Genomic DNA, 19,644 nt, shown 5'->3' with positions numbered 1-19,644 from the left:
CGGGTCGTGTGTTTCCGGGTACATGCCCGGCAATCACAGATTTTCTTTTCCCTCTTATCCTGTCAGCAGAGTTTTTTCCCGCGTTACAGGCGACGTACCCCCTTTTTCAAGTAACACCCCTCTCGGTTTTATAGGCGTTTCTGAAGAAGATTTTTTTCAGGAACTGGACTTTTGACAATAAAACAGGAGATCAATTATGACAAAACAATTTTCCTTCAGTAAGTATGAAAATGAACTCCTCCCGGATTTCAGGCAAAAAATCAACATGGCCGAATCTACTGAGGATATAAAAAAATTCTTTATCTACACCACGACAGAATTATTCAATCATGTTTTCGAGGGGAAATTGGACATCAAATATGAAGATATCGCACTAAATCCAACTGAAAAACCGTATTACACGGTTAGTAAACGACTCTTTTCCAAAGAAAATTTTTTATCGGTCTGGAACGATTCAGACCTGCCCCGGGTCATGGGACGGCTGGCGGAATCCAGTTCCAACCGCTACAAACATCTTGAAAAAAATCCTGCTAAAACAGACTCAAAAATCAGGACGCCATAGGACAGCGGTCAGAGGTCAGAGATCAGAGATCAGAAAACAGGAGGCAGGGGACAGAGGTTAAAGGACAGAAGGCAGAAAATTGGAGATAAAGGGCAGAGGGCAGCGCCACTTTGCCCTTTTCACTATCCTGTTCTCTTTTTCCTGATACCAACCCCATCCATGCTTAACCAGAATAAAGGTCAAACGAAGACTTGACCCCTTGTTCCAGGCCAATGCTTAAAAAAGGCAACTGCGATGAGCCAACCGTTCATAATCAAAACGCTGACAATCAAATGGAAGGATGAAATTACTCATTTTCTGAAGACCGGTATCTGGCGGATACAGTTAACGAACGTCACGTGGTACCATGCTTTTTTCGTCAAATGTCTCAGAATCGTTTTATTTTCCATACAAAAATTCAACAAAGACCGCTGCCCGCAGATGGCATCGGCCCTGACATTTTATTCCCTGCTTTCCATTGTGCCGGTGCTGGCGATGGCGTTTGGAATTGCAAAGGGCTTTGGTTTCGAAAAAATTTTTGAAATCCAGCTCTATGAAAGATTACCCGGTCAGGAAGAAGCCCTCAAATTCATCATCGATTTTGCCTATTCTTTTCTGGAAAATGTCAAAGGCGGAATGGTCGCGGGAATCGGTGCGGTCGTCCTGTTCTGGGCCGTTATAAACGTGCTGGGCAATATTGAAAATTCGTTCAACACCATCTGGGAAATCAAAAAATCCCGGCCGTTGAAACGAAAATTCAGCGATTACCTTTCTATCATGCTGATCTGCCCGGTGCTGGTGATCATGTCCGGAAGCATCACCGTATTTATCAGAACCCAGCTGACGTTGATCACAGCGAAAATCGCCCTGATCGGATTTTTCAGCCCGGTCATATTCTTCTTTCTGAAACTGCTGCCCTACGTACTGATCTGGATATTGTTTATCCTGACCTACCTTTTAATGCCCAACACCCGTGTCCGTTTAAAATCCGGCGTGCTGTCCGGAATCATCGCCGGTACGGTTTATCAGCTGGCCCAATGGGCCTATATCAGCTTTCAGATCGGGGTATCCCGCTACAATGCAATTTATGGAAGTTTTTCGGCCTTTCCTCTCTTTCTGATATGGATTCAGCTCAGCTGGTATGTTGTCCTTCTCGGCGCTGAAATGTCCTATGCGTTTCAGAACGTCGGCAATTATAAATTTGAACTGGATTTCACTCAAATCACCCCGGCGCTTAAAAAACGCCTTTCATTTCAAATCAGCCACATGGTGATCCGCAACTTTTCAAAGGAAGAACCCCCGCTGACCGTTACCCGGATTTCCGAATCTCTTAAAATTCCGGTAAACCTGGTTCTGCAGATTCTCCATGATCTGAAACAAAGCCGTATCATTACTGAAACCATCGTCGAAGCGTCTGATGAAACGGCCTTTCAACCGGCCATCGATATCCAGAAAATCAGCATCACCTACCTGCTCGACGCACTGGATCACAAGGGATTCGACAATATTCCCCTCCCCCGGACCCGTGAACTTGAACTGTTCTCGGATACGCTGGATAAGTTTCTCAGCGAAATGGAAAAATCACCGGAAAATAAACTGATCAAGGATATATGAGCCCATAAACGCCCTGCGGGCGGACTGAGGAGCGCTATCGCTTGAGGACCACCTCGTTTGAGTCAAACGCCAAGAAGCAGGAAATCAACTTCTTTTACCGATTGAAAACGCTTTGCCGATAAAATCGCCAACGCTGTGGTAGCTGCGCACTTCAGGGCCAAAGACAATGGGTCGGACTTTTTCAATATCAGGAAGACCGTCTGCGTCAACCACATTCGAATTGACCTTCACATCCAGAATTTCACCAATAAACTGGGTATGAATGCCTATTTCATACGAGTGAATCATCCGGCACTCGAGAACCATTGGGAATTCCTCGATATAAGGGGCGTTCACCAGGCTGCTCTTAACCGGCGTCAGTCCGGTCTCGGAAAATTTATCGATTCTCTTTCCGGAAACCATTCCAAAATAATCGGCTTCAGCCGCATATTTTTCCGAAGGGACATTGACGGTAAAGGCTTTTTGCGCTTTCAGGCTCTCATATGTATACCTGATTTTCTGAAGAGAAATCGCCACGCATGGCGGCACGGAACTGCAGACACCTCCCCAGGCGACCGTCATCACGTTCGGTTTTCCGTCTTTATCGTAAGTGCCGATACACCAGACCGGCACGGGGAATACAAGGGGCTTAGCGCCGAGAGATACTTTTTTCATACCTGTTTCCTTTCCTGTTTCACTGGTATCGCATGAACCTCTTTGAAAAAATCATGCCATACCAGAGGGGAAAATTATTCATCTGTGCCGATGCGCTTACACACAAACTCCGCGCAAACAAATAATCTTCAGTTCGAATGTTTTCCGTTCGTCCAGACCGTTCTTACCCGGGCCACCTCCAGTCCGTCATTCTCACGCACCAGAGAGTGAAAAAATACGTTACCGGACGGATCTTCTGCCCGGCAACTGCTTTGAATATAATCGCCAAAAACGGTTTCTCCGAGAAAATTAATTTCCAGCTCCGAAACAAATCGATTTCGTTTGATATCATGGGGCACGCTCTCCAACGCCCACTCAACGTAGCTGACATTGTTTACATGCTGGTTAATGTCAATATCACGATAACGGACTCTGAAGCTCAGCTGTCGATCCAGCTGGCCTGTCTCCGGTAGCTTATCCAGTTTTTCCGGAAGAACATGTGGAATATCCACCGGATTGATTTGATCAATAAAAGGATCAATCCGAACCGGTCGCCACCGGACGGCCACGTGTGAACCTTGACCTGCTTTCGGCAAATGGGATACGCATGCATTTTAAGCTTCATCCGGGCAAGAACCCAGGTATAATTTTTATTCTGAAGATCAAGGACGGATATCCCGAGCTTTACAGAATGAGCGCTGCCGGCATCCATCAGGAAATTACAGACGGACAAAACAGACAAATTTCCCTGAGGATCGACTTCATAGGCATGTATGGGATATAGAGCCTGGTAAACATTTATGCCCTTATCATTAAAATCGAGGTCGGGCTTATAAAAATGACGATCCTGTCCCGGTTCATTTTCTGTCTTCATTTCTTTTCCTCCACGACACTGCTATCAACAACCGCCGCAAAAAAGCACAATTGATGCCCGCACATCTAAAATATCTTTACCCGTTACAATGTTTGTCTTCACCCGATTCACGCACCATTTTTAATTCACCCCTGCCAGACGGACAAATAAGACAGGGCCATTCGGTTCGATTTATTCGTATCAAGGCCACAGGTTGTTTAGGATTGAGGATTCGGCCATCGTTTCAAGCCCCAGATCAACACAACCAGCCCCAGGCAACTGACAAACGCCGAAGTCAACGCCACGGCAACCAGTCCGCCAGACAACCATATCACGCCACCCATCAATGCGCCGACAATACGTCCCAGGCCGGCGGCCGCAAGATTTCCGGCAATCATGGTCGCCCTCATTTCCGGCTTGAGTTCCGTAGTCAGGGACAAAAAGGTGACAATATAAAATTCAAAGGTTAAAAAAATGGAAAACAAAGAGATCAGCGCCAGCGGCAGCGTCCTGCCCACCACTGGCAGCGCGGCATAACACACTATAGACAGAATCACTCCGATAATTACGGAACGTTTCAACCCGATACGGTCAGAAATCCATACGGTCAGAAATTCTCCCGACAGCTCAGCCAGTCCGATCACCCCTGTTCCTGCCCCCAGCGCGCCAATACTCAGATCAAATGTCTGTCCCAGCCAGGGCCCATACACGACAAACAGGGCGTCGTTGGCAACATTAACCAGAAAGATAAAAACCAGCGCGCCGAATACCGTTCTGCCCCGGCTCATGTGAAGCAGTGCGGCACCGATGCGCAAGGATCGGTTGCTTGAATCCCGCGGTTGGCTGTCTCCGGCTATCAGCGCTTTCATTGTCAGGATACCCAGCACGCCCAGGGCACCGGTAATGAAAAAAAATGACCGCCAGCCGAGAGTGTCCATCAAAAGCCCGACAATCGGAATGCCGATCAGCGTGCTGCCGGCCCAGCCCAACTCCACCGCACCGACGATTCTCGCCCGTCGCGCAAACGGAACACGATGGGCAAAATATCCCTGAATTGCCGAATCAAACGCATTTTTCCCCAGCCCGGCAAGAAACAGTGCCCCCATGACGACCCAGTAACTCGGAAAAAGGCCACCGGCAAACATCCCGACGACCAGCATGCCCAGGGCAATGAGCATAAACATCCGGTACCCGAACCGGTCTGCCAGAGGGCCGAAAAACAATCCCAGAATCCCCGTGGCCTGATTCACGGCGATCAGTGTCGTGATGGCAGTCAAAGGCACCCCTAAGCCCCGGCTTAATACGGCCGCAAATGTATAGGGAAACCGCCTGACCGTATTGAACAGAATACGACATGCCACCGCCACACTGACTTTTAATACAAGCCTCTGAACTGGATTATTATCTTTATTATGAACTTCACGAACCATATCAACTGCCAACCCGGTTTCCGCATTATCATACCGACATTTGTTCATCATCTGTAATAATTTTTCAGGCGGGCACAGGCCCTGTGCCCCTACACATTCTCCCCCCCCGTATCCAACTGTTACTTTTACCTTCTCATACTGTTTTTTTCAGGCTCTTGCCCGGACAGATGACAATAGGCAAATTCAACTATCGCCCCGACGATGGCACACTCGATCCCGAACGGAAGGTAACCGGCATAGCCCAGAACCGGCATTTCAAAAATCGGATACCGATCAACGAAAGGAAGGCTGTAGCCCCATTTTGCAAGGCTTTTCCAATTCCACATCTCCCAGAAACAGCCGCAGATCAAAGCGGCCAGCACGCTGGATATAACCGGTCGCCAATCTCCGACTGCAATGCCGGAAAATACATGCTCTTCCCCGGCGAGGACCTGAAGCGAAACCAGGATGAACACCGGAGCTACCCACAACATCGCAAACAGGTAATCCGGCCATATACCAACCATGGCCAACCCGGCCAACCCGGTTATGAGCACAGCCGATGCCATAATGGGCGCAAACCGGCCAAAATCGATGCAGACCCAGTTTCTGAATCCGCGGTCAAACCAGTCAATGCCCCTGATCCATTCACGGGTTCCCAGAACCGCCGGCAGCACCATTGAAAACGCCACCATGGCATACCCGACATATTCCAGCGGACTGAGCTCAACACCGGTATAGTACCAGTTTTGAGCATACCGGTTCAAATATTCAAAAAACCACCAGAATAGTGAACTGACCGGAAAAAGCATCAAAAAAAAGCCCGGTTGTGCCGTGATCATGCACCGGCCCTGACGCCGATATACCAGCGCGTTGACTACCAGGATATAACACATCCACAGCGGGACAAAGGTATGAAGCTGAAATCGTCTGAACCACGAAAATCGCGTCCATGCCAGTATCCAGAACAACATGCCTGCCGTCAGCCCCAGCCAGCCCCACCAGGGAAACGGTTGCGCGTCTTCAGGCACTTTTCTGACAATCGCGGCGTAAAGTATTATTCTATACAATACGGGCGCCGTAGCAGCAACGATAAAGCACAGATAAGCCATAAAGGCCGGGCGCGAATACGCTGCATGATAAACATAGCGGGTGACGGGCGGAAATTCGAAATATTGCCCCACCGGAAACCCCGCCAGTGTGATGCCAAGCAACGGCAGTGCAATCAGCGCTACCGCTGTCATAAGATATTTAAACATACGTTTCCCATGCAAAAATGACTGACTGCCCATCTTTGCCAACCCCCTTTATTCAATGTGATATAATGCCTCCTGAATATGTCCCTCACGACAATGGGGACATCGCCCGGGACGGGTCAGCCGTTTGCGGTTTCTGAATGCATAACCACATTCCAGGCATTGATAAGGAATGACGATCAATTTTTTTTTCTGCCTTTTCAAGGATTGTTCCAGATGCGTCAAATGATCATAAACCTCTTTTTCGGTAATGCTCAGCGCCTGGGAAAGGTCCCTGGCATTCATCACTTCTTGCGCTAAAAGGTCTGCCATCTTCTGACGAAGTGTTCCCATATTCCGGATCCTGTATGGGGGGTGGGTTACCTTTTTCCTTCCAGGTGCTGACGGGCCATGAAAAGGCCTGAAATCGTTTTGCTGTCCTGAATTTCGCCTTTTCGTATCATGTCCATCGCGTCATCAAACCGGATTTGGTGGACATCCAGCATCTCATCACTGTCAAGGTTTTGAACGGCAGGCATCAGATCATCGGCCAGAAACATATGGATTCGTTCATCTGAATAACCGGGTACCGGAATTATTTCCCCCAGGTTCTGCCATGAGCCGGCCGAATAACCGGTTTCTTCAATCAACTCTCTTTTTGCGCACACGATCGGTGCCTCACCCGCATTGAATGTTCCGGCTGGAATTTCCCATATGTAACCGCCCACGGCATGGCGGTACTGATGGATCATGACAACTCTATTTCCCGCGGTAATCGGAATGATCGCTGAAGCGCCGGGATGACGAATAATCACCAGATCCGTGGTCACTCCATTGGAAAGCGTAATATTTTCTGAAATCAAAGTAAAAACTCTGCTTTGATGCAGAGTTTTCCGGTTGTTGATCTTTGCACACATAGCCTGACCTCATCTATCTGTTTTATTGTTTCTCATAACGATTCAATTTTCAATCACATTTATAAGCAGCTGGCCCAATTCATTGAGGCATAAATCATGTCAAGGATGCTCTCCCGGAAAGCGTTGTCAGCTAAACATAAAAAAAGAGGCAGGTATTTTTGAAAGGCAGGGGGATGACCACCCGGAAATGTTATTTTTCTCATTTTCCACTGCAGGCTCGGTTTTCAACCTTCGAAATGCACGATCGTATCCGGTTAAAATTCTTGTCTGCCTTTAACTTGAACAAAAATATCTCATTTCCGGATGGGCATTGGATAAAATCTATCCGACCGTTTCAGAAGTAATTTTTCTGATAAATCCGTTGCTCAATTATGATTATCCTTCCACATTCAGAATCCTGACGTCAAAATAAAGCGTTTTGCCCGCTAGCGGATGGTTAAAATCGAGCGTTACCGTATCGTCTTTCACTTCTGCCACCTGACTTCGAATTGGCTGACCGTCCTTGGTTTGGCCTCGGAGTTGAGCGCCAACCCGCATGGCTTCCGGGGGGACCTTATCCTTTCCTACCGCTATAAACGCATCCGGATCCACTACCCCATAAGCATCTTCCGGTTTGACAACAACTTTTTTGGCCTCATCCACACGCATACCTTCCACCGCATTTTCCAGCCCCGGTATCACCTGATGTGCCCCCTGGACAAATGTAAGCGGTTCTTTTCCCACATTCGTATCAACCGGGATTTCGTTTTCTAACGAAACAATATACTCGATGGAAACTGTCTGACCCGAACGGATTGGCATGTTTTTTCCCTTTCCATGTTTCAGGGATCGACCCAAAACAACTTCACATGATAAGTGCCGGTTCATCCTGCATGGCTGAGTTGCGAAAGCTCGGAATATGCCGGAAACTTATTTTTACGCGACCCCCTGGTTTTGGTTATCCGGTGACCGCGGCCACCACAATTCACAAGCCTTTTTTTCTGGTGATTTAAATCACGTTGACGACATGTTTCAATTATCAAGCGAAATGCCGTCTGATAACGCTTAAGCCAGGCCGCCTTCACTCCGGCCCGGCCTCGATACCAAGGCAATCGCTTCAAATTCGCCGGAAAAGGGTCTGAAGAATGTTCGTTCTCAGCAACATCAGAAAACAATCCGGACCGTTTTTTTGCATTGTATACTAATCATTGAGTTCAAATACAAGCCTTTGGCATGCGAAAAACTGCTTGTCAAACACCGGGAGGAAAACAAGAACCGCTCCGGAAGATGCACCGGGAGCATTGCAGGCCTTGAGTTTTCAACCGCCACCGGGCAGTCTGATCGCAATGAAATGCAATTTCAGCTTTTTTGCGGAACCCGTCAAATCTGTTTATAAAACATTTTCACGCCGGGAGACTGTTCCTGGCGATGCTGGTATCGCGGGAGGCTCTGCTGCACGAACCCAAAGGTGTTATACAGCGTTTCCAACTTCGGGTTGTTGGTCAGAGAGACAAATCGTCGGTATCCTTTTGCCGCCATTTCTGAAAAAAATGCAGCCACGGTATAAACGCCAACGCGCTGATTCCGGAATTTGGTCGATATGGCCAGAGCCCCCAGCTCAACGGTTTCAGGGTCGATGATTTTTTTCTCCACAGACCCGACAATAATGTCATCGATCCGGGTCACAAAAAAATTTCCCCGATTTTCGCTGACATACTCTCGGGATCTCGGTTTTAAAAACCCCTCAATCCTGTACATATCCAGGATACCGAATACGATATTGACTTCGTCATCGGTAGATACCTGCGAAAACGTTTCCGTAAAGTTATTGGCAATTAAAGTCCCGGACCCTTCGATGGTAAACAGTTCACGCTTGATGACGCATTTGCCCGCTGCAAGGATATGCACCCGGTCATAGCTGCCTTCATCGATTTTCAGACAAATCCGTTCCAGTACATTTTTAAAATTGATATTGGCAATCAAATCGCCGTATGTATTTATTTTATTCCGTGTCGCCTCGGTCGTCAGGGAATTGATTCGCTGATTTTCATGATCGATCAGGTATTTTCGTTCCAGAAAAATAAGTTTTGACGCATTTTCCGGATAGTCGAGCACAACGTCATAAAAATCGGTATCCGAATTAACCCGGATAATCGTCGTATCCGGAAGCCGCGAGGCCAGGTGCCTGAAATGTTTCTGATTCGCAAAGCGATTGGACATGTTATGAAACAACGTTGTCCGGATACCGTAACGGTTCAGAAATTTGATGTCCGTAATGATGGCATTGAAATGATCCCTCAGCACACCTTCCCGGCAGGCAATAAAAACGGTTTTGCCGGAAAGTGCGCTTCCATACGCTTCAATATAAAATTTAGCCATCGGACGGTTTATTTCCCTGTCATCATACCGATCGCACAGACGATCTGAAACGGACCCAGCCCCGGTATTGTACCGTGCAGATACCTTCAGTGGCGACAATGTTCATAATGCCGCGTTATATATCGACTTTCTCCTGACTATAGAGCAAATGGGAGTATTTTATAGTAAATTTTCTGCCAGAATGCAAGGCATGGGCAAATATATCCGGCGAAAAGCGTATTTCTGCGACAGGTTTGAAAATAACAGGTAGCGGATGATGCTGACGGAACAAAGCCCCCCCCCCGGAAGGCTGAGCCATATAAAAACGGACGGTTTACAAAACGATTATCGCCTGGCGGCTATCGCATCGGCTATCAGCCCGATAAAATCGGTTTCCCCCCTGACACGCGTGACATCTCCCGCGTCTACGGTATAGCCGAATTCATCCGCAATAGCCTGGTATCGCGGCAGGCGGGAGCGGAAGAGTTCTGGAAACACCCAGAGTACAAATTCATCCGGAGGCATCCGGGCCGGAGACGAATATCCCTTCAACGCCATAAACTCGGACAGTTTTTCATCCAGAAACGCTTCCCGGTAATACATCGGCTTCGGATGCTTTCGGGCACGTTCCAAAAGCATCTGCTCCATCTCCTGATTGGTTCTGATATACACCAGGACGGTGTGCTCAGCCAGGATATCAATTGTCTCAGGGCTTTCCAGTTCACAGAGACTTCCCCCGGCATCGTTGAGAAAATGCAGGCATCCGTAAGTATCCATGCTTTTTTGTATGAAATCCGGAACATCTTTCATGGCAGCGATTTCTGCCTGGCGGTGCAATGCCTGCCTCTTTTTGAACGCTTCAACCGACAAACCACCCAGCGACTGATCACCGATTTTACCCAGGTAGTTCGTTACAGCACTCAGATCGTCCTTCGTAATATGAAGTTCGGTATCAACTGAATTAGATGCCGGAGCCACAGCCCGATTTCGCAAATCTTCCAGAATAGCCTTTCGTAGATAGTTGGCGCCTATCCGGTAATCGCCCGAATAGTGGAACCATTTACAGGCTGACAATTTATTGGCCAGGGTGGTTTTACCGACACCGGACATGCCAAGAAGTGTAATGCGCTTTGTCTTCCATTCAAGAAATGTTTCAGGTTTAATTATCATGAATCATTCAGTCCCATACACCCCGCTCTGGCCTTTGGCCCAGGGCAAGAGTAAAAAAGTACCAGAAAAAATATGGCTCTCCCGATGGCTGAACGATGCAAAGGTCCAGCCGCTGTGATCAGCCTTTATGCACAAGGATTGTTGCGTATACTCCGGACAAACAACAGAAAAACGTGATTTGCCCGAACCGTTTTCCCATCATCCGGGCAGATGATTCCCCTTTTTTCAGAGGATTATTCGGCGTGGCGGTTGAAAATTTCCGTCAATATGGCCTTGTATCCTTTATAAACCTTTACCAGCTGGCCCAGCTCAATATATTCATCAACGACGTAGGCCAGATTTCCCCCGGACGGTCCGAAACCGATTGCGGGAATATGTCTGACCCCGTTAAAGGGGTTGGTCATAAGCGCGGCATGTAGTCCCAGCGTAGTTTTGCTTAATATCGAAATGGATGAAAAAAACAGGTAGACTAAAATAGCCCGATCTGAGAATAGACATTTTGCCAAAAACCTATTCAATGAGAGGAAAAACACTCAACCAGACCAAGATATGAACTCTAAATACGACGATTTTTCTCAAAAAGCAAACTCCAAAAGCAACTGCTTCAGAGATGATGTCTCCACCCCGGTTATCGATTTTAGGGCTTGATCATAACTGCGGCCATATTTTGCTGTGCGCAGCCTCTGAGTCCCGCCCGTTGCCGGCGTACGACATGGCGCGATCCGGGGAAAAGATATCGCGGATATCGTCATCTTTGATCCGAAAACCATGGCGGACACCGGGACATATGAAGCCCCCCGACAGTTTCCAAAGGGGATCGAATACGTGATCGTAGGCGGTGAAATCGTCGTGAAAAAAGGAACCCAGCGTTTTATTCCGGCGGGAACCGTCATTCGCAAGGCTGTCTGAAGATAATTTTCATAGCGGTTTGCCCTGTTATTCCCGTCCCTGTTCCCACCCCATGTGGCATCCTCCCTGGGGATTGGGTTCTATCCCCTATTTACACAGCAGCGTCCGGCATCGTAATTATAAAGTAGTTAAGGTCCTCGGCAAAAACAACACGATAAAATTGACTGTCCGGAATATTTTCTCCGTTTTACTTTTCACAGCCCGTCCGAACCAAATTCAGAGAGCCTGATTCCAAGTATTTTTGAAAGCGACACAATGTTATGGTTTTCAATACGCAGTGGTTTACCCCCCTCCTTGATCCAGTCAGACCTGAAGCAAAATACTGTTGAACTTTGAATAATGACAGGTGACTGCTCGTCAACAACCGGAAAGGAATGTGAAATGAAAGCAATGTATGCAGCGCTCACGATCTGTTTCCTCTTCACGGTGTCATACTCGCCGGTGTTTGCGGAAAATTCTTCCTATATCAGAGGCCACATTGGCGCCGCTTTTCTGGAAGATTCCGATCTGTCCTATTCCTCTAACAAGGCCACCGTGGAATATGATCCGGGAGTTACCGTGGGGGGTGCGATCGGATATGATTTCGGCATGCCCCGTGTTGAATTGGAAATGGCATATTATTACAATGATGCGGATAACGTGACGCCGACATCATCAAAACTGTACGCCATCAATGAAATCACAGCGCTGAATTTCATGGTTAACGGCTATATTGACGTTGAAACTCAAACGGCATTGACTCCGTATGTCTATGCCGGTATCGGCCTGGCATTACTGGACACAAACGATTTTGTGATTACCGGGGTACAGTTCGGAAATGACGACGATTCGGTTTTTGCCTGGCAGCTTGGAGCCGGCATCGGCTACAGCATCACAAAAACGATCGAAATCGACCTGTGTTATCGATATTTCAAAACGGATGATCCCGAATTCGACGGGGTGAAATCAGAATACGGGGGCAATGCCGTCTTTGCCGGCATCCGGTATTATGTGAAGTGACTGCCTGTTGAAACTACCCCCGCCCTTCCTTCACAAGCGTAATTTCCACACGCCGGTTGGCCTCCCTGTTTTTCAGGGAATCATTATCATTCAGGGGGCGGAACTCCGCGTAGCCTTCAATTGAAACCCGTTCAGCACTGACCCCGCTGTTGATCAGAAATTTAGCCACACGAATGGACCGGGCCGCTGACAATTCCCAGTTGGATGGATATCGGGCGGTACAAATAGAGGTATCGTCCGTATGGCCGGCAACCATCACCTGATATCCGTTTTTTGAGGCAATCAGCGCGGACAGTTCCGTAAGCACCGGTTTAAAATCGTCAAGGAGCTCTGACTCACCTGCATCAAAGGTTATGCGCTCGCCCATGACAATCACCAGCCGTCCCTGTTTCCGGTAAACCTCAAAACTGCCGTCCGAATAACCGGCCGCCATGTTCATCACCTCATTCTGAAGCGATTCAAGCGATTCAAGCGATTCATCAGGGCGCTGATCAACTTCCTTCGTCCGGATACGACCCCTTTCCAATCCATGGTCATGGGGAAACAGACCGGTGCGATCCGGCATATTGACCCCGATCTTTTCCCGCTGCGCGGCGGCGGGAATATCGACAGTCGGCGACTGGCCTTTGATCCGGCTATCGAGCGCACGGGAATAAAACAGAATAAAAAAAATCAGCAGCAGCGTCAATATATCCACCATACTCCACAGGAAGGTTTCCTCATCACCTGTGGTGGCGGGCACCCGGTTCTTGAGCCGAATTCGTTTCTGCTCCGAAAGTTCGAGACGCCTTCCGAGGCTTTTGGAATCTGACTCAGACATTTTGCTTTCCCGTTATCAGCCCGCTGATAAATGAAACAGCGCGGCGCATGAAGTCTTTGCCTTCCGTACGGCCGGCGTTCGCGTCCAGCATACCCTCCATATCCATGAAAGACTCAAGGCTGTGGGAAATATACAGTGAATTTTTCCCATCACATATATTCATCACCCCCTCCAGGATGACATTCAGCAGAAGGGCCTCGCTTCTGGTGTGCTCGGAGAACTTTCTGGCAAAGGGTAAAAACACCATATTGGCGAATAACAGTCCGTATAATGTGGTCATCAGGGCAATCGCCATGCCCCTGCCGATTTCTTCAGGATTGCCCATGTGGTTTAACACGCCGGTCAATCCGATAATGGTCCCGATAAAGCCGAAAACCGGGGAAATTTTAACCATCGTGTTTAAAATACCGTGCTGAGATTCTCTGCGGGACAAATACAGGTCGCATTCCTTTTCCATGGCGTTTTGAATCGTATACCGGTCATATCCGTCTACAATCATCTGGATCCCCTTGCGGAGAAACCGGTTTGAGAGGCTGTTTTCTTCTTTTTCCAGCGCCTTTGCGCCATGAATCCGCCGGATACGCGCCAGCCGTTCGATCGATTCGATCAGCACCCGGCTATCCGGTTCCCCGAATTTGACCATAACGTAAAGAGATTTGATCAGTTCACGAAAGGTGCGGGCCGGATAAGCCAGAAAAACACTGACCAGACTCCCTCCCAGAACGATCAGACAACTGTTCAGTGCCGTTGCGATCGAAACATTGCCAAAAATTGATCCGGACATCAGCAATATGCCCGAAACCCCGGCCGTCAGAATAATTTTTTGAACCATATTACATGCTCCCTGATGCAGATAGTGTCATATCCCTGATGTTGGAAAATCCGAGATATAAAACCATAAAGCACATAACATGCCATATCGATCCGGCCTTATTTGTCAAGGTTCAACAGCTATAAAACCTTGGTAGACGCATGTAAATACGGAAAATTTTTCCCCTTAAGCAGAAAAACATGCCCAGAGGGCGGAGGGTGGAGGACTGAAAACAAAGATCAGGGTGCGGGGACAGGGGCGGACACAGGGGTCCGCCCATCGGGTTAAGGGTTATAGAGAAGGAACAGGATAAAAAAAAGACTGAACTCAGTGGCAAACTCTTGACTCCAGACTCCAGACTCTTGACTGATCTTTATTTAACCTTGATTTCAATTTCTTTCTTCTTTGCCTCTTCCATCTTTGGCAGGGTGATTTTTAAAATGCCTTTGGAAAAACTTGCCTCAACCTTGTCAGCCTGGACATTTGCCGGCAGTCGGAACGAGCGATGGAAACTTCCGTAATACCGTTCACAACAATACCGGTTCTCACCCTTTTGCTCCTCCTCCGATTTTTTCTCCCCTTTTATCGTAAGGATATCGCCGGAAAGGCTCACATCGACATCCCCGGCCTCCATTCCCGGAAGCTCGGCTTTAACGATAAAGTTATCATTCTTTTCCGAGATATCGACCGATGGTGCCCACGCTTCCGTAAATTCACGGGAAAACGGCGTTTCTCCCAAAACTCTGTTCCAGAGTCTGTCCATTTCTCTGCGAAAAGAACTCAGTTCTCCTCCCAACGGTCTCCATGGAACCAAATCCATACGTCAACCTCCTTGTGATGGGTTTTTCCCTCACGGGAATATGCGGTTTTTTACCGGCCATATTATGGAAAGATTTAACAGACTGTTGAAACGTGACAAGAACACTGGTGTTACACAAATTGAGGATGCTGCAGTTCCAGGTCGTCAAGGGTAACGCGGCAGCTATAATTTTTGTATAAAATTCAACGCATTTTGTCTATAGGGAAAAGGCTCATTTTTTCCCCAAAAAAACATGCCGTCGAGCGGGGGAAGCAGGTTATTCGGGCTTGATCATAATTTCTGACACGTTGTCGAGAGCTTCGTCCCGCCCGTTTCCGGCTTCTCCATCACGATCCGGGGGATGCCGGGCCTATAAAGCTAAAGCGATTGTTATAAAAAATCAGCCGATTGGATACGATGACCTCTTATATATATTTCTTGATTTCGGCCGTTTCCCTTAATTTATCGATATGCTTCTTGACTTCTTTCTGAGTATTCTGATGCTTTAAGTGTCCGGAAATCTTATCTTTCGCATCATTGAACCCAATGACTGACGCCGATTTCTTATCGGTGACTTTTATCAGATGGTACCCGAACATGGTTTCTACAACAGGGCTCACCTCATCCGGCTTCAATGAAAATGCCGCGTCCTCAAATGGCTTCACCATCTGTCCACGGCCAAAAAGCCCCAGATCACCGCCCTTGGCGCTGCTCGGGCACTCTGAAAACTCTCTGGCCAATGCCGAAAAATCCTCACCCGTTTGAATTTTTTCCCGGATCGTTTCCAGTTTTTTCTTTGCCTCGGCTCTCTGCGTTTCGGTTGCTTCCGCACCCACTTTTATTAAAATATGACTTGCCTGGACTTGTTCCGGCTGTTGAAAATAGGCTGGATTGGCATCATAAAACGCCCGGGACTCTTGATCGGATACCACAATCTTCGAAAGAATCTGTGACTCGATAAATTTTTCTATGGAAATCCCCTGGCCGATCTTTATTTTAATATCTGCCTCGGACATACCCATTTCATCCAGAATCTTCTTATAATCGTTTTCATCAGGAAATCTTTTTTTTATTTCGCTCAGTTTATCTGTTATCTCCTGATCATCGACCACGACCCCTTTTTTGACACTTTCCTGGTACAGCAGCACCTGGTTGATCAGATTATCCAGAATATTGTTTTTAATGTTATCAAGTTCCGAGTCGGGAACCTCCTGCCCCTGACGCGCTGCCCGGCTTCTGAGCTGATCCAGTTCGGTATTTATCTCCTGACGGGTGATGACCGCTCCGTTAACAACAGCGGCGTTATCTCCGGATACCGCTTTTTCTTCAACTGCACCGGACAAACAGGGGCTGCATAAAATGAATATCGCCAATATTGACAGAAACGGGTTTGCTTTCATACCATACATAAAAACGTCTCCTTGGAATAAAGTTTATGATTTTAAGAGCAGAGATACTTTCGGAATCCGATATGAAACAGACGTAAACTCCGGGAGAGAAAATTTCTCGAAAAACGTCTTTGCGGCCGTTTGATGACCTTATCAAAACGATTAAAAACCGTTTATAACGATTTTATACCATCGTCACAATCCGGCATACATTAAAAAATTGATACCACCATGCCTGGAATTTGACAATATTATTTTCCCGGTTACGAATTATCATGTTCCAACCCGGATTGGAATATGCCCGATCAGAGCAATCCGATATTGAAAAAAATGGGCTTGATCATAACTGCGGCCATATTTTGCTGTGCGTAGCCTCGGAGTCCCGCCCGTTGCCGGCGTACGACATGGCGCGATCCGGGGAAAAGATGTCGGGCCGTAAAGCGTTAAAAAGCGCAAACGGTTTGAGGCGTGCCGAGTTTTTGCGCTTTAGCTTCATGCACCCGGCATCCCCCGGATCGCGATGGTTTCAGGCGCATTCGGCGGTGGCCCCACGATTGCGTACAGCGTTACCCTCCTGAAAGATTCCATTGATGAATTCGAAGGAGATTTCAAACAGGCTCTGCAGACCAGAGAGGCATCTGCCGGTAACGCGCTGTCAGATGCCTCTTCATACAGAAATAAGCATGCCCCTCTTTGGCAGTCCGGCCCCCTCATTTCGGGTTTCAACTCGCTTACCGGGCCATTCCGGGGAATGATCATGCCAGGTGCGGCCGGATCTCACTTGGCAGGCTGAACTCTCCCCTGCCCGGCCGCCAGAACGTAAAGCAGCTCCAACCCGATGGTAGCCGCGGCAAGCGCCGTGATCTCCGCATGATCGTAGGCCGGTGCCACTTCCACCACATCCATACCGACCAGATGAATCCCCACCAGTTTCCGGAGAAGTTTCAGAGCCATGTCAGTTGTCAGTCCCCCGATGACAGGCGTCCCGGTTCCCGGGGCAAAGGCCGGATCCAGACAATCGATATCAAAGGTGATATATGCCGGGTGATCTCCCACCACCCGTTTAATTTCCGCTGAAATGTCCCCCGCACGGTGCTCATTGACCCACGCCGCATCCAGAACCGTAAACCGGTAATCCGGCGTCATGTCGTATTCCGTCCGGATGCCGACCTGAACCGACCGGTCAGGGGCAATGATTCCTTCTTTCACGGCACTGCCAAACATGGTGCCATGATGCCGCTCACGCGCTTCCTTTTCCGTGTCTGCATGCGCATCAAAATGGATCAGGGACAGCGGACCGAATTTTTTTGCATGCTCTCGCAGAAGAGGCAACGTAATATAATGATCTCCCCCGAAAGTCAGCATGGTTTTACCCGCGTCCAGAATCCGGCAGGCATGCCGTTGAAGCTGCGCTATCATATGGTCCACGTCCCCGGTATCAAATAACAGATCCCCGCAATCGCCCACACCCAGAATATCAAACACACAAAAATCCCAGGGCCAGCGGCGGGTCTCCCAAAACAAATTTTCAGAAACCTTCCGGATACTGGCCGGTGCCAGACGGGCGCCGGGCCGGTGTGTGGTGGCAAGATCAAACGGAACGCCGGTGACCACCACATCCAAATCAGGAGAACTGATGTCCCGGATAAGCTCGCGTCTCATAAAGGAAAACAAGTTTGCATCCAGAAGCCCTGCGCCATCGTCAGGGTCGGATGCCATATCTTTACAATAAAAATCAGGCATTTATCGCCTCCTTAGTATCAGGCATATACAGAAAGATGCCACGCTCGGGTTCTAACGCCAGGCTATGCCGCAACCCGAATTCTCAAATTTTATGCCTATTTATAATTCATGCAAAAGGTTAACTGACGTACATGTACAAAAATAAAAATTCATTTTTCTGTTTTTTTGGCAGGGTTTGCGAAAGAATGCACCGACAGCCTGCTAATGGCAAGTACCACAGAATACAGACCTTGAGATTGTTACCAGAGTTGATTCAAAAAAGCGAGAAAAAATATCTCATATCCGCTTTCATAAGGCGTTTATTTCTTTATTCCGTCGGACAAACAGGGTAAAGTTTATTCAGACGCATGCATTTTGCCTGCAAATCCGGAGCATCCCGCGGCGCCGGACATCCTATCGGCCACCCGTCCGGTTGAATAGCCGTGCGCTGCACGGTCAAAACCCCTTCGGGACAACGTTCATATTCAAAATAAAATTAAGAAGACAGGTCAATGAATCAGACAGCCCCTGTAAAATCATCCGCCTTTTTTGTTTTCATGATGCTGTGCATTATCATCTCGGGATGGCCTGTGCCGGAAATCGCTTCTGCAGACCCGGCCGACTCCACACAAACGCCTTCAAGCCCATCCCAGGCTCGATCCGCTTTAACCGATCGAATGCAGGAGGAAAAAAAAACCGGAGAAAGCCCCTTTGTCATCACCCCCCACCGGCCGAACTACCTCCTTCCCTTCACCTACAATGCCGCCCCGAATTCAGTCCCCTTTTCCATCGGCGAAGATGAATTCGATAACGTGGAAGTAAAGTTTCAAATCAGCTTGAAATATCAGCTGATTGAAAACATATTTGAAAAAAATATCGACCTTTACTTCGCCTACACCAATCAATCGTACTGGCAGGCATATAACAAGGACGCATCCAGTCCGTTCCGGGAAACCACTCATGAACCGGAAATCTGGATGAATTTTCACACGGATGTGACCCTCTTCGGGATAACCGTCAATCAGATTTCAGTTGGCGGCGTTCATCAATCCAATGGCCGCAGCGGCACCTTATCCAGAAGCTGGAACCGGATTTATGCGGATATTGTCTTTCATGCAGGCAATTTTTACTTCAACCTGAAACCATGGTATCGAATACCGGAAGAGGATAAACAATCCCCTGAAGATACATCCGGCGACGATAATCCGGATATCGAAAAATACCTTGGCTATGGGGAACTCAGGGCATTGTACAACTGGAAATCACACAATTTTTCCATGATGCTGCGAAACAACCTCCGGGGTTCAGAAAACAAGGGCGCCATCAGCCTGGAATGGAGCTTTCCGCTGTTTAAAAGGCTCAAAGGCTTCGTGCAGTATTTTAACGGTTACGGAGAAAGCCTGATCGACTATAATGCCTCCACCAACCGGATCGGAGCGGGCCTGCTGCTGACGGATTTTTTGTGAAAAAATTCAGGACTGAGCAAT

General features: G+C 48.1%; 22 protein-coding genes. 5 read left to right on the top strand and 17 right to left on the bottom strand.

Translation table 11 applies throughout. The annotated features are described in order from the left end of the window. Positions 1-196: 196 nt before the first annotated feature. Both PHQ97_02265 and PHQ97_02260 read left to right on the top strand, forming a co-directional pair. Entirely contained in the window at positions 197-562 is a 366-nt protein-coding gene (locus tag PHQ97_02265; GenBank protein ID MDD4391558.1) for a hypothetical protein, read from the top strand. A 234-nt stretch (positions 563-796) separates the two neighbouring features. Beyond that, the gene (locus PHQ97_02260; GenBank protein MDD4391557.1) at positions 797-2,155 is read left to right on the top strand and encodes a YihY/virulence factor BrkB family protein; all 1,359 of its coding nucleotides are present in this window, start codon (positions 797-799) and stop codon (positions 2,153-2,155) included. Between the two features lie 84 nt (positions 2,156-2,239). On the opposite strand, the gene PHQ97_02255 is transcribed toward PHQ97_02260, so the two are convergent. The 11 genes from PHQ97_02255 to PHQ97_02205 form a co-directional block, all read right to left on the bottom strand. Beyond that, entirely contained in the window at positions 2,240-2,809 is a 570-nt protein-coding gene (locus tag PHQ97_02255) for a flavin reductase family protein (GenBank protein MDD4391556.1), read from the bottom strand. A gap of 128 nt (positions 2,810-2,937) precedes the next feature. Next, positions 2,938-3,300 carry a thioesterase gene (locus PHQ97_02250; protein MDD4391555.1) on the bottom strand — a complete coding sequence of 121 codons (363 nt, stop codon included), beginning with the start codon at positions 3,298-3,300 and terminating at the stop codon, positions 2,938-2,940. Then, entirely contained in the window at positions 3,228-3,662 is a 435-nt protein-coding gene (locus PHQ97_02245; protein MDD4391554.1) for a thioesterase, read from the bottom strand. The genes PHQ97_02250 and PHQ97_02245 overlap by 73 nt, the downstream gene beginning before the upstream one ends. 197 nt (positions 3,663-3,859) lie before the next feature. After that, entirely contained in the window at positions 3,860-5,122 is a 1,263-nt protein-coding gene (locus tag PHQ97_02240) for an MFS transporter (GenBank protein ID MDD4391553.1), read from the bottom strand. Between the two features lie 74 nt (positions 5,123-5,196). Further along, a complete protein-coding gene (locus PHQ97_02235) occupies positions 5,197-6,309 on the bottom strand; it encodes a hypothetical protein (GenBank protein ID MDD4391552.1) in 1,113 nt (370 codons plus the stop codon). Between the two features lie 48 nt (positions 6,310-6,357). Continuing rightward, the gene (locus tag PHQ97_02230) at positions 6,358-6,639 is read right to left on the bottom strand and encodes a transcriptional regulator (GenBank protein MDD4391551.1); all 282 of its coding nucleotides are present in this window, start codon (positions 6,637-6,639) and stop codon (positions 6,358-6,360) included. A gap of 26 nt (positions 6,640-6,665) precedes the next feature. Beyond that, positions 6,666-7,148: an NUDIX hydrolase gene (locus tag PHQ97_02225; protein MDD4391550.1), complete on the bottom strand. Its 483-nt coding sequence runs from the start codon at positions 7,146-7,148 to the stop codon at positions 6,666-6,668. A 429-nt stretch (positions 7,149-7,577) separates the two neighbouring features. After that, on the bottom strand, positions 7,578-8,003 hold the full coding sequence (locus PHQ97_02220; GenBank protein ID MDD4391549.1) for a peptidylprolyl isomerase: 426 nt from the start codon (positions 8,001-8,003) through the stop codon (positions 7,578-7,580). A gap of 558 nt (positions 8,004-8,561) precedes the next feature. Next, positions 8,562-9,560 carry a GNAT family N-acetyltransferase gene (locus PHQ97_02215; GenBank protein ID MDD4391548.1) on the bottom strand — a complete coding sequence of 333 codons (999 nt, stop codon included), beginning with the start codon at positions 9,558-9,560 and terminating at the stop codon, positions 8,562-8,564. A 324-nt stretch (positions 9,561-9,884) separates the two neighbouring features. Next, positions 9,885-10,709: a hypothetical protein gene (locus PHQ97_02210; GenBank protein ID MDD4391547.1), complete on the bottom strand. Its 825-nt coding sequence runs from the start codon at positions 10,707-10,709 to the stop codon at positions 9,885-9,887. Between the two features lie 233 nt (positions 10,710-10,942). Continuing rightward, positions 10,943-11,215: a hypothetical protein gene (locus PHQ97_02205; GenBank protein MDD4391546.1), complete on the bottom strand. Its 273-nt coding sequence runs from the start codon at positions 11,213-11,215 to the stop codon at positions 10,943-10,945. A gap of 262 nt (positions 11,216-11,477) precedes the next feature. Between PHQ97_02205 and PHQ97_02200 the strand changes: the two genes are divergently transcribed. Next, entirely contained in the window at positions 11,478-11,618 is a 141-nt protein-coding gene (locus PHQ97_02200) for a hypothetical protein (protein ID MDD4391545.1), read from the top strand. 381 nt (positions 11,619-11,999) lie between these two features. Continuing rightward, entirely contained in the window at positions 12,000-12,617 is a 618-nt protein-coding gene (locus tag PHQ97_02195; GenBank protein MDD4391544.1) for an outer membrane beta-barrel protein, read from the top strand. A gap of 13 nt (positions 12,618-12,630) precedes the next feature. On the opposite strand, the gene PHQ97_02190 is transcribed toward PHQ97_02195, so the two are convergent. From PHQ97_02190 to speB, 6 genes are all read right to left on the bottom strand, one after another. After that, positions 12,631-13,437 (bottom strand): OmpA family protein, encoded by an 807-nt coding sequence (locus PHQ97_02190; protein MDD4391543.1) that lies wholly within the window; start codon positions 13,435-13,437, stop codon positions 12,631-12,633. Continuing rightward, positions 13,430-14,269 carry a MotA/TolQ/ExbB proton channel family protein gene (locus PHQ97_02185; GenBank protein MDD4391542.1) on the bottom strand — a complete coding sequence of 280 codons (840 nt, stop codon included), beginning with the start codon at positions 14,267-14,269 and terminating at the stop codon, positions 13,430-13,432. Before PHQ97_02185 ends, PHQ97_02190 begins: the two co-directional genes overlap by 8 nt. A gap of 352 nt (positions 14,270-14,621) precedes the next feature. Next, positions 14,622-15,068 carry an Hsp20/alpha crystallin family protein gene (locus tag PHQ97_02180; protein MDD4391541.1) on the bottom strand — a complete coding sequence of 149 codons (447 nt, stop codon included), beginning with the start codon at positions 15,066-15,068 and terminating at the stop codon, positions 14,622-14,624. A gap of 404 nt (positions 15,069-15,472) precedes the next feature. Next, complete coding sequence (locus tag PHQ97_02175; GenBank protein MDD4391540.1) at positions 15,473-16,456, bottom strand: peptidylprolyl isomerase; 984 nt, start codon at positions 16,454-16,456, stop codon at positions 15,473-15,475. Between the two features lie 471 nt (positions 16,457-16,927). Further along, entirely contained in the window at positions 16,928-17,194 is a 267-nt protein-coding gene (locus PHQ97_02170) for a hypothetical protein (protein ID MDD4391539.1), read from the bottom strand. A gap of 18 nt (positions 17,195-17,212) precedes the next feature. Beyond that, positions 17,213-18,178, bottom strand: a complete 966-nt coding sequence (gene speB / locus PHQ97_02165) for an agmatinase (protein MDD4391538.1) — start codon at positions 18,176-18,178, stop codon at positions 17,213-17,215. 491 nt (positions 18,179-18,669) lie between these two features. On the opposite strand from speB, the gene PHQ97_02160 reads away from it, so the two are divergent. Beyond that, the gene (locus PHQ97_02160; protein ID MDD4391537.1) at positions 18,670-19,623 is read left to right on the top strand and encodes a phospholipase A; all 954 of its coding nucleotides are present in this window, start codon (positions 18,670-18,672) and stop codon (positions 19,621-19,623) included. Positions 19,624-19,644: the final 21 nt, after the last annotated feature.

Source organism: Desulfobacterales bacterium, assembly GCA_028704555.1.
Taxonomy (GTDB): Bacteria; Desulfobacterota; Desulfobacteria; order Desulfobacterales; family JAQWFD01; genus JAQWFD01.
The sequence above is the reverse complement of the archived record's forward strand: the minus strand, read 5'-3'. Positions and strand labels throughout refer to the sequence as shown.